This is a genomic window from Mesorhizobium sp. WSM4836, assembly GCF_055811815.1.
This window is the reverse complement of sequence record NZ_JBVVQF010000014.1, coordinates 116,924-131,826: the sequence shown is the minus strand read 5'-3', so window position 1 is coordinate 131,826 and position 14,903 is coordinate 116,924. Positions and strand designations below refer to the sequence as shown.

Below are 14,903 nucleotides of genomic sequence, written 5' to 3'. Positions count from 1 at the left end.
GGACCCGACACTTGACAAATCGGCAGCCGTCCGACACGTTCTTAACAAAAGGCACAACAAACTTACAAAAGTTCAAGTTGGCACAATCTGGCCGATAGGGAGAAGGCCGATGCATCTCTGTCACCGAACGGAGATTTGCACGTGAGCACAGCAATCCTCACGCGGCCTACCTCCAGGTGGGCCCTGCCCCGGTTCATGACGGCCGAGCATCCTTTCCCCTGGCTCGCGCCGATCACGGTCATGCTTCTCGTTTTCGGCATCTATCCCCTCGCCTATTCAGTCTGGCTGTCGTTTCACAAACGCAATGTGGTTTCCCGGCAGCTTGACTTCGCCGGGGTCCACCAATGGACGCGCGCCTTCTCGGATGCGCGTATGTGGCATTCGCTGGAAACCACGCTGATCTACACCTTCGTCGCGCTTGCGGTTCAGCTTGCACTCGGCATCTTCATCGCGCTTCTGCTTGACACCGATCGCAAAGGTTACGGAGTGCTGCGGGCGCTGATGACACTGCCGCTGGTGGTGCCGCCTGCGGTGACTGGAATGATGTTCCTGCTGATGCAGGACGGCTCTTTCGGCGTCCTGTCGTTCTACCTCTATGCCCTCGACCTGATCTCGCCGGCACAGCCAATCCTGACGCAGCCGGGAACCGCGTTGGCGGCGATCCTGCTTGCGGACATATGGCAATGGACACCGTTTATGGTACTCATCATCCTGGCAGGGCTCAGGGCGCTGCCGAAGGAACCTTTTGAGGCAGCCGCGATCGACGGCGCTAACGGCATCCAGACATTCTGGCGGCTTACATTGCCGATGCTGCGCAAGGTAATAGCGGTCGCGGTGCTGATCCGCGGCGTCGATCTCTTTCGCATCTACGACTACGTCTACATCATCACCGCCGGCGGGCCAGGCACGGCCACCGAGACGCTTTCATTCTACGCTGGCCGTATCTACTTCACCGGAGACTTTCCCTATGCCGCGACCCTGTCGCTGATCGTGCTCGTCGTCTTGATCGTCGTGTCGAACCTGTTCGTCAGGCTGTTCAAGGTGAGGTTCTGATGGAGTCGTCGCGCGTCCAAACGATCACCCGTGACGTGCTCGCCGTCCTGGTGGTGGCGATCTTCATGTTCCCGATCGCGTGGTGGGCTCTGTCGTCCATCAAACCCTATTCGGCGATTTTCGACCGCAGCGGACCGGTTTACACCGGTTTCATGCCGACGCCGGACAATTACCGTGTGACCTTGCTTGGCGTTTCGCGCGTCGACATCGGCATGGAACAGGGCGGCGAGGCGGCCGGGGTCATCAAGGGTGGCGCGAGCTCCTATGATTCCCGCCAGTCGTTGCTCGACAGCGCCATCATAGCCGTCGGATCGACGGCGCTGACGCTGCTGCTGGCCACGCTGGCCGCCTACTGCCTGTCGCGAATGCAGTTCACCGGCCAACAGTCCTTCCTGTTCTGGATTCTCTCGCAGCGCTTCATGCCGCCAATCGCGATCGTCATTCCGATCGTTTTCATGTTCCGGGATCTCGGCTTGCGCGATACCTATGCGGGGCTCATCCTCGTTCACAGTTTGATCAACCTGCCGCTGGCAGTTTTGCTCTTGAAGTCGTTCTTCGACGATGTTCCGCGCGAGGTTGACGAGGCGGCGCTGATTGACGGCGCGACGCGCTGGCAGACGTTCCGACGCGTCGTCCTTCCCATGGTCAAGGGCGGCATCGCTGCGACGGCCGTGCTGTGTTTCATCTTTTCGTGGACCGAGTTCCTGCTCTCACTGTTCCTGACAACGTCGATCCGCACCGTGCCGGTGAAGATCTCGACCTTTGTCACCTCGACCGCGACCGAGTGGGGCTACATCACAGCACTCGGCACGTCCGCGATCATACCCAGCTTCATCTTCATCCTGCTGGTTCAAAGGCATCTGGTCCGCGGCCTCACCCTCGGATCCTTGAAGGAGTGAGGCGCAGACGAGAAGAACGACGACAAAAACGCAATGGAGGAACGATCATGAGCTTCAGTGAACACGACAAGAAGACATTCGTCACCGATACCTGCAACGACTTTACGGCCCGCCGAATAACCAAACGCGACTTCATGAGGAAGATGGCGCTTGCTGGTGTCGGCTTTTCCGCCTTCGGATCGGCCATGCTGGGTGGCGGCCGCACCAATCGGGGGATGCTGGGGCTCGGGGTTGAGGAAGCCCGCGCCCAGGACGCCGACATGCTGAAGTGGCTGGCCGATGTCGGCAAGCCATATGCCGGCACCAAAATCCGCTACACCTCGGAAGCGACGCCGCCAACGATCGTTGCCAACCAGCTTGTCGCGGGTGAATTCACCAAGGCTACCGGCATCGAGGTGGAAGTCGAGATCGTACCGCTGGAGCAGGTTCTCGCCAAGGCGACGCAAGACGTGCAGGGCCAGCTTGGCACCTACGACGTCTACTATCTCGACCAGTCCTGGATGGCGACGTTCGCACAGGATGTCGTCGATCCGCGCGAGTACTATGACCAGAACAAAGAGCTGGCGATGCCCAACTTCGACTGGGACGATTTCTCCAAGCCGCTGGTCGACGGCATTGCCATGTACAACGGCAAACAGTGCGGAATTCCATTCGACATTCCGATCTTCATCCTGATGTACCGCAAGGATCTTTTCGACAAACACAACATTGCGCTCCCGACAGACCTCGACGCCTACCTCAAGGCAGTGCAGGCGCTCACAGAGGGAGAAAAAAGCAACGGTATCTTCGGCACCGCGTGCCAGGCGAAGTCCGGCCATTATTCGCTGGAATGCGACTGGACCTTCGCATTGTGGGGCCATGGCGGTTCGATCTTCAACAAGGACAAGAAGTTTGTCGGCAATGACGAGCGCGGCGTGGCCGGGCTCAAATTCTATCAGGAGCTGGTGAAGAACTCGCCGCCGTCGGCGACGACTTGGACCTGGGACGGCCAGGGGCAGGCACTGACACAGGGTCAGGCCGCCATGGCAATCACCTGGGGCGAGGATTTCCCCGGCTTCGACGCCAATGACTCCAAGGTCAAAGGCCTGTTCGAGGCCCTGCCCGCGCCCAAGGAGGTTCCTGGCCGCCGCGCCGCCGCCGATTGCGGCTTCAGCGAAATCCCGGCCGTCGGCCACCAGGGCGGCTCGACGATTTCGCTGTCGCAATATTCCAAGAACAAGGAAGCGGCATGGCTGTTCATGCAGTGGGTCTGCTCGAAGGATGTGATGGCGCGGGTGTCGACGCTCGGCGGCGGCGCCTCGCCGATGCGCAATTCGTCTTTTACAGATCCTCGGGTCAAGGCAAAGGCCGTTGTCGGGCCGGGAACGACACGCCATTTCGACGCGATCAAATACACGATCGACAACCAGATGGGATCGGAGCCGGACATGCCGATCTGGGCGGATTTGTCGAATAACGACATTCCGGTTGAGCTCGGCAAGTTGCTTACGGGCCAAGATTATGGCGACGATGCCAAGGCATGCCTGGATGCCATTGCCGGCATTGTCGACGGCAAAGTCAAGGACGCCGGTCTTTAGCGGCTAGTCGGTGATTTGCGCGAAGGCGGCCTCGGCCGCCCTCGCCCCTTGGCAATGTGGCGGTAATGGTTCCGGATCTCGTCATCGGCATTGATTCCTCGACCTCGGCAACCAAGGCGATCGCCTGGGACCGCAAGGGTCTGGCCGTGGCTGAAGGTCGTGCGCCGCTTGCAATGTCCAACCCACGTTCGGGCTATTTCGAGCAGGATCCGGCCGAGTGGTGGACCTCGACGGTCGCAGCGCTGCGCGCCGTGGCGTCAACGGTTTCGCCGGCACGCATTGCCGCCCTTGCCATTGCCAACCAGCGCGAAACCTTCGGACTTTTCGACGAGCAGGGCGAAGCGGTCGGGCCCGCTACGCTCTGGCTAGACGAGCGCGCCCGGCGGAAGGCACGCCGCTTCGGCGAGAGTTTCGGCGCGGCACGCGTCCACGCAATATCCGGCAAGCCGCTTGACGTCATTCCTTGCCTTTACCGCATGATGTGGTTTCGCGAGGAAGAGCCCGAGATTTTTGCCCGCGTGGAGCGAATGGCCGAAGTCCATGGCTATCTGGTCTTTCGCTTGAGCGGCCGGTGGGTGACGTCCACCGCATCCGCCGACCCGATGGGCATACTCGATATGCGAGCAATGGACTGGTCGAACGATATACTGGACGCAGCGGGCATCGCCCGGCGCATGATGCTGGACCTGGCGCGGCCCGGCACCGTTCTGGGCCAGCTAACTTCGGAAGCGGCCATCTCGACGGGCCTGCGGGAAGGCACGCCGATCGTCGCCGGCGGCGGCGACGGTCAATGCGCCGGCACGGGCGCGGGTGTGTTGCAGCCGCGATGCGCTTACATCAACCTCGGCACGGCGGTCGTCTCCGGAAGCTTCGGCATCGACTACGTCCATAATTTGGCCTTCCGCACAGAGACGGCGGTCGCCGATGTCGGCTATATCTACGAGACGTGCCTTCGCGCCGGCACTTTTCTTGTCGACTGGATGGCGCGCGAAATGCTTGGCGTCGATCTGCATGGCGCTAGCGACGCCTTGGAGGCGCTCGAGGCCGAAGCCGCTGCGAGCCCGATCGGCGCAGGCGGCATAATGCTCCTGCCCTACTGGCAGGGCGTCATGGACCCGCACTGGGATAGTGCGGCCCGTGGTGTGATTGCAGGGCTTTCCGGCTCGAGCCGTCGCGGCGACATCTATCGCGCCGTGCTGGAAGGCATAGCGCTGCATCAGGCCGCGACAAGTCAGCGGGCCGCTGCGGCCGCCGCCCAGACCATCGACCAGTTCATAGCCATTGGCGGAGGAGCGAAGTCCGACCTGTGGATGCAGATCCTGGCTGATGCACTCGATCGTCCGGTAAAGCGTTCGACGACCGTCGAAGCCTCCTCGCTTGGCGCGGCGATGGCGGCGGCAAGGGGGGTGGGCTGGTTTTCCACGATCGCCGAAGCGTCGCTCGCAATGGCCAGCGAGCCGGCCAAAACCTTCGAACCGGACGCGAAACGTGCCGAGCTCTACACCGAGCTCCTTGCGATTCATGCCGATCTTTGGCCAACGCTTTCAGCCTGGAACCAGCGCCTTTCAGCCTTCATGGAGGCCGATCATGGCTGAAGCGACCAACTGGAATGCCTTGATCGAGGACGTTGTCGCAGGACGCTGGAAAGATCCCAAGACAGGCGCGGCCGCGGTCCTGCCGTTCCAGACGATCGAATTGCTGGAGACGACGGAGGGCCGCGAGGCGGATCTCGTTGCACCCCTGGCGCTAGGCAGCCGCATCGCCGTGGTGTCCGATATCAACACCGTCGATGTGATGGGCAGGCGCGTCGCGAAGGCGCTGCGTGCCATCGCCGACATCGACGAAATCGTGCTGTCTGACGGCCTCGACTGCGATGAGGCAACGGTCCAGATGGTCAGGGAGAAGACGCGTCACGCCGATGGGGTCGTTGCCGTCGGATCGGGCGTCCTCAACGACAGTTGCAAGCACGCAACCTTCCTCGACGAGCGGCCCTATGCCGTCTTCGGCACGGCAGCCTCGATGAATGGCTACGGCGCCTCGACAGCATCGGTGACCTTGGCCTCCGGGCTCAAGATCTCGCTGCCCTCGCACGCGCCGCGGGGCATCTTCCTGGACCTTGGCGTTTCGGCCGCAGCACCCGCCTGGCTCAGCGCCGCCGGGCTTGGCGACAGCCTTTGCCGCTCCACCGCCCAGATCGACTGGTGGGCTTCGCATCGGCTGTTCGACACTTACTATTCCGAGGTGCCTTACCTGCTGCAGGCGGGCGATGAGGAACCGATGTTGGTCCATGCGCCTGGCCTTGCCAGGCACGACGTCACCGCTGTCGGGCATCTCCAGCGCATCCTGACGCTGTGCTCGATGGGCGTGTGCTTCGCCGGCGTTTCGCATCCCGGATCCATGGGAGAGCACCAGATTTCCCACTGGATCGACATGTTTGCAGGAGAGCGTCATCCCGGTACCACGCACGGTCAGCAGGTCGGGGTTGCCTCGCTGGTCATGACGCGTCTGCAAGCGCAGCTGCTGGACATGGAAGAGCCGCCGCGGGCAAGGCCGACCATCATGGACGAGACGGCGATGCTGGCCCGCTATGGGAAGCAACTTGGACCACTTTGCATAGCCGAGATGAGGAAGACTGCACTCGACGCCAGCCAGACGGAAATCTTCAACCGCAGGCTTGCGGAAATCTGGCCGGCCCTGCGCCAGGAGGCTCGGCCGATGGCAATGCCGGCCGCCCGCATGGAGACAGCGCTCAAGGCTGCGGGGGGGCCGGTCACCGGCGCGGAACTAGGCCTGCCGCGCGCGCTTTGGCACGATGCCATTCGCTATTCGCGGGAAATCCGCGGCCGATGGTCGTTCGTCAATCTGGCCGCCGATGCAGGGCTGCTGGAAGAGTTTCTGGAGGACGAATGGTGAGATCGCATCGGATCGTCGCCGATGGCTCACATGGGGACGTGGAACCCAAGCGGCAAGGGCAATCGAAGGGTAGCAATTAATGGCGTCTGTCACCATCAGCAACATAAAGAAGGACTATGGCGCCGTCTCGATTATCGATGGACTCGATCTCTCGATCGAGGATGGCCAGTTCGTCGTTCTGTTGGGGCCGTCCGGCTGCGGCAAGTCCACGCTTTTGCGCATGATAGCCGGTCTCGAGCCCATCACGTCCGGTGAGATCGCCATAGGCGACAGGGTCGTCAACACGCTCCATCCCAAAGACCGCAACATCGCGATGGTCTTCCAGAATTACGCGCTTTATGCGCACATGACCGTCTTTGACAACATGGCCTTTTCCATGCAGTTGAAGAAGCGCCCAACCGAAGAAATCAAACAGAAGGTCGGATGGGCGGCATCGATCCTCAATCTGACCCCCTATCTGGAGCGATACCCCCGCCAGCTTTCGGGCGGCCAGCGGCAGCGCGTCGCTATGGGCCGCGCCATCGTGCGGGACCCAACTGTGTTCCTGTTCGACGAGCCGCTGTCCAATCTCGATGCCAAGCTGCGGGTGCAAATGCGCACCGAAATCAAGGAGCTCCACCAGCGGCTGAAGACCACGACCGTCTATGTCACGCATGACCAGATCGAGGCCATGACCATGGCCGATGTCATCGTCATCATGCGCGACGGCCATATCGAGCAGATCGGGCGCCCGCTCGATGTCTACGACCGCCCGGCCAACCTCTTCGTCGCCTCTTTCATCGGCTCGCCCGCAATGAACATGTTCCATGGCGAGGTGGCTTCCGAGCGCGACGCCTGGGTGGTGCGGACCGACGAGCTATTCCTCCCAGTTCCAGCAGGGGCCGCGGTCCGGCCCGGCCAAAAGGTGATCTACGGCATTCGCCCCGAACATCTTCGACCAGTCGCCGACGGGCGCGGCATCCCGGCGAGGATCACGGTTGTCGAGCCGACCGGCCCCGAAATCCACATCTTTGCCAATATGGGCAATATCGCAACCTGCTCGGTGCTGCATGATCGCATGGAGCTCTCTCCAGGAGCTGTGATCCATCTGGAGCCGACGCCTGGGCGAATCCACCTGTTCGACCAAGGCAACGGCCAGCGGCTGGACAAGGGAACAAGTTGAATGGCGCGGATCGTCATCCTCGGTGCCGGCGTTATGGGCTCTGCCATGACGCTTCCGGCCGCTCACGCTGGTAACCGCATCACTCTTGTCGGCACTCATCTCGACCAGGAGATCGTTGACTCGGTGGCCAGCACAGGCCGTCATGCACGCCTCAACATCACTCTGCCTGGCGCAGTAACCGCCTGTTCCTGGACCGAATTCGGGGCGGCGATGAACGATGGACCCGATCTGCTTGTACTCGGCGTCTCGTCGGCCGGCATCCCCTGGGCGATCCAGCGCATTGCAGAAAGCATCAAGTCGCCCGTGCCTATTCTGATGATTACGAAAGGACTTGCAGCAAGCGACGAAGGCATCGAAATCCTGCCACATCTTCTTGCCCGCGAGATGGAGCAGCGAACTGGCTTTTCTGTCCCGGTGATGGCAGTCGGCGGACCGTGCATTGCCGGCGAACTGGCCGCACAGCGCGATACCTCTGTGATCGTGGCCGGGCACGATCCCGACCAGGTTGCCGCGGCGTCCCGCATTTTGCGCGCACCTTTCTATCATGCGCGATCGTCATCCGATCTCGTCGGCGTCGAGATCTGCGCCGCTTTCAAGAATTTCTACACACTCGCCGTTGGGGCTCCCGTTGGGCTGCTCGAGCGCGACGGCAAGGCGCCCAATGGCGCGCTCATGCACAATCTTGCCTCGTCGCTTTTCTCGCAGTCCCTCGCCGAGATGGCGATTCTGGTCGAAGCTCTGGGTGGAAAACCCGAAACAGTGCTGGGGCTGGCCGGCTCCGGCGATCTTTATGTGACCTGCCAGGCGGGCCGTAACGGTCGCATGGGGCGCCTGCTCGGCCGCGGCCTGCCTTATTCCGTGGCCAAGCGCGAACATATGAGTTCGGACACGGTCGAGGGGGCGCAGCTGGCGCTGGACCTTGGCCCGACTTTGAAGAATATGATGGGCCGGGGTGTACTTCCCCACGATCACCTGCCGCTGACGAGGGCCATCATCGACGCGATTTGCCATGATGCTCCGCTGGTTTTGGCCTTCGACCGCTATCATCGAGGCTAGCGGAGCCGGGGAAACTCGATTGATGCCTCGTGTCGATGAGCACATGGCTCCGCCGAGCCCGCTCTGGACCCGCTGCCGCGGAGTGGACAGGATGATCTGATGGATAAAGCAGCACGAAAGAAACGCGACGGCCGCCAAGCCGTCACGAGTTCCGTCACCGCCGATCGCGAGGAAGGGCTGCTCGTGCGCGCCGCCTGGCTTGCCTATGTCGGTGACCTCACTCAGGCGCAAATCGCCAAGTCTCTTGGCCTGACCCGGCTTCGCGTCAACCGGATGCTTGCGCACGCCCGCCAGCGGGGGATCGTTCAGATTCGTATCAATTCCAAGGTGGCGAACTGCATCGAGCTGGAGCACCGGCTGCGGGACGCCTATGGCGTCTCAGACCCAATCGTGGTTCCGACACCGCCCGATCCTGCCCTGGTGCCACAGGTCATCGCAGCCGCTGCCGGTGAAGCCCTGTCGCTTAGAATCCGTGACGGGATATCGGTGGGCGTGGGATGGGGACGCACGCTCCAGCTTAGTCTGCGGTCAGTGACCGTACGCCCGGTCAGAGGGATGTCGGTCGTTTCCCTGCTTGGCGGGCTCACGCGCGGATCGGCGATCAACATCTACGAGATCGCTTCGCGGCTCGCTGCGCTTTTCGATGCGGAATGCTTCTATATCGCAGCACCGGTGTTCACGGACACCGAGGCCACGCGCGATCTGCTTATGCGCCAGTCCATTCTTGAAGACGCCTTCACCCATGCCCGCGACGTTGACGCGGCTTTCGTTTCGGTCGGCGCGGTGCACAAGGACGCCACCATCTTTCGGATCGGACTGGTAGGCGACGATGATCTCAGATCGCTCCGCGAAGCCGGAGCGGTCGGCGATATTTGCGGCCACTGGATCGGGGCCGACGGACAACTCGTCGATCACCCGCTAAACAGTCGCGTCATCGGCCTCGCGCCCGAACATCTGCGCGATATTGATACTGTAATCCTGCCCTCCGGCGGTCTCGACAAGGTTCCGGTGCTGCGCGCGGTGTTGCGTCTGGGAGTCGTCGATGTGCTGATCACCGACGAGAAAACCGCTGAGGCAATCCTGGCGGAAAAGCCATAGCGTAGACGGGTCTCCATGGCGGTGGGAATGTCTCTCGCACCTGAATGGTGCCAGGATGGCCCCGCGCGATTTTTTCTGCAGTGCCTGCGCAGAAAGGATAAGCGCTCGCGCCCTTCTTGGTCGTGAACCCGTCACCGGCACCGAGCGCATGTGATGCTCATCGAAGCGAAGAAGTCGAGGCCAACCTGTTCGGCAGCATGTTCCGCTTGGAGCGCATCACGGATCGCCCGCGCGGTGGCACCATCGCCGCCGTCAGCGGTGCGTGGCGTGTTGCCGAACGAGTAGACGCCGAGTTCGAACTGCCTTCTTAGATCCCATGATGATCTTCCTGAAGGGATTCCAGATTGCGGCCTACTTGCGAAGGCGGCCGCGAGGGCGTCCGAGAGTGCTGCCGGCGCTCGGCCCGCAAGCTTCTCGACATCGCCAGCGACGATCTCGAAGGCACCGGCCGACGAAAGAGGTGGCAGAGCAACGGCAGCATGTCGCCCGTTGAAGTGGAACGTGCCGATCACTGACATTTCGATCGATGCACCCCATATAACCGGAAAGCGTGTTGTAAGGATTTGCCTATGCTAATTTCGCGTTGGGGACCGTTTGCAGTTTTGTTTGCGGGGTTGTTCCTGGCATTTTCCATGATCGCTGTGGATCACGCCGATGCGCGCCGTGGCGGCAGCTTCGGCAGTCGCGGCATGCGTACTTTCCAGCCGGTTTCACCGACCAGAGTTGCGCCGCGACCGGCCGCACCGGTCGAGCGCTCGATGACGCCGAATGCCGCAACGAACAATGCCGCCCGTCAGCCGCAGGCGTTTCAGCGCCCGGGCTTCTTCAACGGCCTCGGCGGATCGATGATGCGCGGCTTGCTTCTCGGCGGTCTGATCGGCGTTCTTCTGGGCCATGGGCTCGGCGGCTTGGCCGGTATGTTGGGTCTTTTGCTCCAAGTACTGCTGATCGGCGGCGCGATCATGCTGGCGATCCGCTTTCTCCGCTCGCAGGCGGCGCAAAGGCCAGCGTCCGCTATGGCCGGTGCCTCGCGAAATACGGGGACCTTTGGGCGAAGCGCAGCAGCCCGGCCCGAGCCGAGCAACGCCGCAGCGTTACCCATTCCAGGCATCGGGTCAGGATACAGCGGAACGAACCAACCCAATCTTTCCAAAGCCAATGCTTCCGATGAAGTCACACTCACCCAAACCGACCTCGACACGTTCCAGCAACGGCTGACGGAAGTTCAGGAAGCATTCGGGCGTGAGGACCATTCTGCATTGCGCCGGTTGGTGACGCCCGAGATGGTGTCCTATCTGTCCGAGGAACTTGCCGACAATGCCAAAAAGGGCGTCAGGAACGACGTATCGGACGTCAGCCTGCTGGAGGCCGATATTGCGGAAAGTTGGCGCGAGGGTGATTGCGACTACGCGACGGCTGCTTTGCGCTATGAGTCTCGCGACGTGACCCGCGCTCGCATCAGCGGCAAGATCGGTGAGGGCCAAACCGACCGGCCGACGGAGACAACCGAACTGTGGACGTTCATGCGCCGCCAGGACGGCGGCGAGTGGAAACTCGCCGCAATACAGCAGCCTGGTTGATGTGCTTGCCTTGTTTGAAGGGGTCTCGCTACCACTGGACAGCCAGCCCGTCTTTGCGGCGCGCTGGCTCTTGGATAGGTTACGGTCAAGCAACGTACTTGTAGGCAAGGTTGATCTTGTCTTCGCGTTCAATCCCTTACTGAGTGGTGCGGTAACTCGGTAGGGGGCGTCGGCGCCGTCTCGAGTTGATCAGTCAATCGATTCTTCAGCACGTCGATGAGGCTGACGGTGATAGTGATCACCACGGGTCCGAGGACAAGGCCGGATGCTCCAAACAAGGCAATGCCGCCGATCGAGCCGATAAAGGCCACCACCGTGTGGAGGCGCAACCTGTTCCCGACAAGCATCGGATAGAGCAGATTATCGATGCCGCCGACAATAACGCCGCCCCAGACGGTCAATATCGCCGCGCTGGCCCACGCCCCCTCCAGTGCCAGATAGACCGCCGCGGGCACCCAGATCACAAATGCCCCAAGCACAGGCACGATGGCAAGAAGTCCCATGACGAGGCCCCAAAAGACCGGGGTCGGTAGCCCGAGCCACCAGAACATCAGGCCACCTAATGTTCCCTGGACGGCGGCGACGAACACGGTGCCGAACAGCGTTGCATGAACGGTCTCCGCAAAGCGGGATAAGACGTGTGCTGTTTCGGGAGCGCGCAGTGGCGAAAGGCCCGCGACGGCTTGCAGGCCATGTTGGCGATCCCGCAGAAAATAGAACAGAAGATAAAATGTCAGGCCGAACATCGCGACCTGATAGATGGAGCCACGCAACAGCGATGTGCTTTGTCCCGTCAGCCACTGCACGAATGCCGCGACCGAACCGGCCGGATCGAATTGGTTCTCGATCCATTGGGCAATGGTCGAAAGCGTGGGATAGTTAGACATGAAGCCGTCTGCGTCCCAACCACGAACGACCTCCTCCAGATAATTGGCTCCGTTTACCGCCTCGCGAACGAGCTGTTGCGCGACGAGTATCAGCGGCAGGCCGACCGCAATCGCGGCGACGCTTACGGATATCAATGCGGCGAGGTTTCGATTTCCGACCCGTCTCTCAACCCATCGATGAGCCGGAGCCAGTATGATTGCCAGCACGAGCGCCCAGGTCAATGCCGGCAAAAAAGGCCACGCCAGCAGATAGCAGAGATATAGACCGATTGCCGCTGCTGCCAGGACGCCAAGCAATTTCAATTGTTTCACGTCGGGCATTTGTTTCAGATCGGGCACCTTTCGTTGTTTGGCAAGCCCAGCGAGCCTAATTGGTTTCTTGGGGAAAGGCAGGGTCGGCGGCGGTGCGCCAACAGTGCGGCCATGTCAGCTGCTTTGGCGACTTTTCAGCCGTCCGTAACTGGCAGATGGGCTTGAACGAACGCGACGACAAAAAACGTTTCAGAACTCCCACGGAGATGTCAGAACGAGTCCTGCTGTCTGGAAGTCAGTCAGATTGCCGGTGGCGAGGCGGCTACCGTTTACTCGAGCGATCGCCGCGATCATACCATCGGGCGCCGACATGCCACGTCCCTGGCGAGCAGCAGTACCCATAATTTCGCCGTAAGCCAGCGCAGGTCAAACCGAAGTCGCGGTCAAGGCAGCTTAGAAAGCATTGCAGCCAAGGGGTGATGTCAAGATTGCCCTTCTGCGTCCGCTCGAGGAGCGCGTATTAGGGATTTGCGCGGACATACTATAGAAACGCTGCGCGCTGGCCTCAGACCGCGCCAACATTATGTCGGCGATCGCCCGGGCGATACGGCCGTTGCCATCCTCGAAGAGATGAATGGTGACGAACCACAGATGGGCGACCCACCCTTCAGAACGGGATCAAGCGGTGCGTGACCGTTGAACCAGTCGATCCGTCGCCGATGACCAATGGCTTTCTCGACTAGTGCCTCTGCGAGTTGCTCCTGCAGGTCTGTCTTCTCACCGGGCGGCACGTCGCGCGCGACTTGACGTCCACGATAGCTGCGCATCCGCCCGAAACCTCCCAGTCAGATCACGCCTGAATAATGTCAGAGGACCGATTCGGCAGTCAGCTTTGCGTGGCTCCGTAACATGCGTCTGCCCCGGCAAGCGCTTCGGCACGGCGAGCTTTGTCCAACGCGCCGAGCCTTTGAACCGATGCATAGAACCGTGGATAGTCGCCCGAACACAGGTCGAACAAGCGGAGAAAGGCCGGCACCCGATCGCTGTAGACGGAAGTCGCGGCGAGCTTTGCGTTGTTGATCGGAGCATCGAACCAGACGTCATATCCGCGGTATTCACCCCATCGCCTGACGCGCATCTGTCGGTAGCGCGTCCTCAGCCGTTCGATCGCGGCCTTCTTCGCGGCCCGCTTCTGCTCAGAAGTGCCATTGCCGTCATAGACATGCCTTAGCTCGTCCCGGGTCTGCGACACCAGCGCGAGAAATTCAGATCTACGCCTCCGGTCGGCTTCGTAGCGGCGCAATCCGGCAGTATCGCCAGTCGCGCGCAGCCATTTTCTCACACCCGTTGTTTCGACAGCGACAGCGAACGCCTCGTTGAATGCCGAATCGTCATGCAGGTAGACACGCTGGTGGGCCAGTTCATGGAATACCAGCCCTGCGAGATACGTTCCATCTTGGGTGAGCATCGTGCTTAGCAGCGGGTCACTCGACCAGCCAAGCGTGGAATATGCAGTGATGCCCGTTAGATAGACGTCGAGGCCCTGTCTTTGAAATTCGGCGGCGGTTTCAGTGACAGACTTTTCGGAGAAATATCCCCGGTAGGGAACACAGCCGAAAACCGGAAAGCACCATGTTCGTAGTGTCAGCGAGAATTCCGGCGCGGCGAAGACGGCCCATGTCACGGAGTCGCGACCAACATCGACATAGCTGCGGTAGCTGTTGTTGTCGGGCAGCGCCAGTTCATCGGTAGCAAACTGTCGTATGGCGCTCGCCGACGCCATTCGAGCGCGCAGTATCTCAGGGGTTGAAGGATCGTCGATCAGTTTTCGGACGTCCTGGCGCGCCCCCATGATCTGCAGATGACCCTGCAAAGATTGCGCGTAGTAGGAGATGCTGGTGCAACTGGTCACCCCAGGCGTCAGGATAATCGTAGCGACCAATCGAACCAACGCGCGCATCATGGTTTGCCTACAGCATTGCTCTTATGTCGCCGATAGCGCAATTTCGCGGTTACCTCCGGCCACGAACAGTGGGACTTATTTGATGTGTAAGCTGGACCTTCGTCCTCGGCAAGATTGGCGAATGCGATGACTCGCTGCTGAATTGCCGGTCCGCGCGTGACGAGGGCGAAGGCGTCAGCTGCCCCCGCCGTCCCCGAGGGTCGCGGTCTACGGAACTAGCGTCAGTCGCCGAGCCGTGCCTTGCGTCCGGTCGCGGTTATCACCGGCGCCTCCGGTGGGATCGGGCGAGCCGCTGCAGGCCCATTCGCAGCAAGGGGTTGTGACGTGTTCTCGTGACCCGTGAGCCGGCGCGTGCCGAGTGGGCGGCATCCGATTGCTGGCAGCTCGGAGCGCGCGTCGGGCGCCCTAGCCTATTTGCAGCCACCTGCTCAAGACCGCGATATGAAGCCAATTGCCAGCCTGC

At 61.3% G+C, this 14,903-nt stretch carries 12 protein-coding genes and 1 pseudogene; 9 read left to right on the top strand and 4 right to left on the bottom strand.

Annotated features, from left to right (window positions below; all coding sequences use genetic code 11):
• Nucleotides 1-141: 141 nt before the first annotated feature.
• The 9 genes from AC0L2P_RS18030 (at nt 142) to AC0L2P_RS17990 (ending at nt 11,338) form a co-directional block, all read left to right on the top strand.
• Nucleotides 142-1,053 carry a carbohydrate ABC transporter permease gene (locus AC0L2P_RS18030; protein ID WP_473502656.1) on the top strand — a complete coding sequence of 304 codons (912 nt, stop codon included), beginning with the start codon at nt 142-144 and terminating at the stop codon, nt 1,051-1,053.
• Nucleotides 1,053-1,952, top strand: coding sequence for a carbohydrate ABC transporter permease (locus AC0L2P_RS18025; protein ID WP_473502655.1), 900 nt, complete (start codon nt 1,053-1,055; stop codon nt 1,950-1,952). The genes AC0L2P_RS18030 and AC0L2P_RS18025 overlap by 1 nt, the downstream gene beginning before the upstream one ends.
• Before the next feature lie 47 nt (nt 1,953-1,999).
• On the top strand, nt 2,000-3,529 hold the full coding sequence (locus AC0L2P_RS18020; protein ID WP_473502654.1) for an ABC transporter substrate-binding protein: 1,530 nt from the start codon (nt 2,000-2,002) through the stop codon (nt 3,527-3,529).
• 65 nt (nt 3,530-3,594) lie between these two features.
• Nucleotides 3,595-5,124 (top strand): xylulokinase, encoded by a 1,530-nt coding sequence (locus tag AC0L2P_RS18015; protein ID WP_473502653.1) that lies wholly within the window; start codon nt 3,595-3,597, stop codon nt 5,122-5,124.
• Nucleotides 5,117-6,442 carry an iron-containing alcohol dehydrogenase gene (locus AC0L2P_RS18010; RefSeq protein WP_473502652.1) on the top strand — a complete coding sequence of 442 codons (1,326 nt, stop codon included), beginning with the start codon at nt 5,117-5,119 and terminating at the stop codon, nt 6,440-6,442. The genes AC0L2P_RS18015 and AC0L2P_RS18010 overlap by 8 nt, the downstream gene beginning before the upstream one ends.
• A gap of 79 nt (nt 6,443-6,521) precedes the next feature.
• Complete coding sequence (locus AC0L2P_RS18005) at nt 6,522-7,604, top strand: ABC transporter ATP-binding protein (RefSeq protein ID WP_473502651.1); 1,083 nt, start codon at nt 6,522-6,524, stop codon at nt 7,602-7,604.
• Complete coding sequence (locus tag AC0L2P_RS18000; RefSeq protein ID WP_473502650.1) at nt 7,605-8,660, top strand: NAD(P)H-dependent glycerol-3-phosphate dehydrogenase; 1,056 nt, start codon at nt 7,605-7,607, stop codon at nt 8,658-8,660. It begins immediately after the preceding gene.
• A 183-nt stretch (nt 8,661-8,843) separates the two neighbouring features.
• Nucleotides 8,844-9,758, top strand: a complete 915-nt coding sequence (locus AC0L2P_RS17995; protein ID WP_473502649.1) for a sugar-binding transcriptional regulator — start codon at nt 8,844-8,846, stop codon at nt 9,756-9,758.
• Nucleotides 9,759-10,327: 569 nt separating this feature from the next.
• Nucleotides 10,328-11,338: a Tim44 domain-containing protein gene (locus AC0L2P_RS17990; protein ID WP_473502648.1), complete on the top strand. Its 1,011-nt coding sequence runs from the start codon at nt 10,328-10,330 to the stop codon at nt 11,336-11,338.
• 128 nt (nt 11,339-11,466) lie between these two features.
• Here AC0L2P_RS17990 and AC0L2P_RS17985 read toward each other — a convergent pair whose 3' ends face one another.
• The 4 genes and pseudogenes from AC0L2P_RS17985 to AC0L2P_RS17970 all read right to left on the bottom strand — a co-directional run bounded on the left by AC0L2P_RS17985 (nt 11,467) and on the right by AC0L2P_RS17970 (nt 14,437).
• The gene (locus AC0L2P_RS17985; protein WP_473502647.1) at nt 11,467-12,546 is read right to left on the bottom strand and encodes an AI-2E family transporter; all 1,080 of its coding nucleotides are present in this window, start codon (nt 12,544-12,546) and stop codon (nt 11,467-11,469) included.
• Nucleotides 12,547-12,726: 180 nt separating this feature from the next.
• Nucleotides 12,727-12,900, bottom strand: a pseudogene (locus AC0L2P_RS17980) (PIN domain-containing protein); the annotation flags it as partial.
• A gap of 30 nt (nt 12,901-12,930) precedes the next feature.
• Entirely contained in the window at nt 12,931-13,113 is a 183-nt protein-coding gene (locus AC0L2P_RS17975) for a hypothetical protein (protein ID WP_473502706.1), read from the bottom strand.
• A 250-nt stretch (nt 13,114-13,363) separates the two neighbouring features.
• The gene (locus tag AC0L2P_RS17970; RefSeq protein WP_473502646.1) at nt 13,364-14,437 is read right to left on the bottom strand and encodes an aminopeptidase; all 1,074 of its coding nucleotides are present in this window, start codon (nt 14,435-14,437) and stop codon (nt 13,364-13,366) included.
• Nucleotides 14,438-14,903: the final 466 nt, after the last annotated feature.

Excerpts from the sequence above, each read along its gene's own strand:
- AC0L2P_RS18025 (WP_473502655.1), top strand. The coding sequence starts at position 1,053 with ATGGAGTCGTCGCGCGTCCAAACGATCACCCGTGACGTGCTCGCCGTC.
- AC0L2P_RS18020 (WP_473502654.1), top strand. The coding sequence starts at position 2,000 with ATGAGCTTCAGTGAACACGACAAGAAGACATTCGTCACCGATACCTGC.
- AC0L2P_RS18015 (WP_473502653.1), top strand. The coding sequence starts at position 3,595 with ATGGTTCCGGATCTCGTCATCGGCATTGATTCCTCGACCTCGGCAACC.
- AC0L2P_RS18010 (WP_473502652.1), top strand. The coding sequence starts at position 5,117 with ATGGCTGAAGCGACCAACTGGAATGCCTTGATCGAGGACGTTGTCGCA.
- AC0L2P_RS18005 (WP_473502651.1), top strand. The coding sequence starts at position 6,522 with ATGGCGTCTGTCACCATCAGCAACATAAAGAAGGACTATGGCGCCGTC.
- AC0L2P_RS18000 (WP_473502650.1), top strand. The coding sequence starts at position 7,605 with ATGGCGCGGATCGTCATCCTCGGTGCCGGCGTTATGGGCTCTGCCATG.
- AC0L2P_RS17990 (WP_473502648.1), top strand. The coding sequence starts at position 10,328 with ATGCTAATTTCGCGTTGGGGACCGTTTGCAGTTTTGTTTGCGGGGTTG.
- AC0L2P_RS17985 (WP_473502647.1), bottom strand. The coding sequence starts at position 12,546 with ATGCCCGACGTGAAACAATTGAAATTGCTTGGCGTCCTGGCAGCAGCG.
- AC0L2P_RS17970 (WP_473502646.1), bottom strand. The coding sequence starts at position 14,437 with ATGCGCGCGTTGGTTCGATTGGTCGCTACGATTATCCTGACGCCTGGG.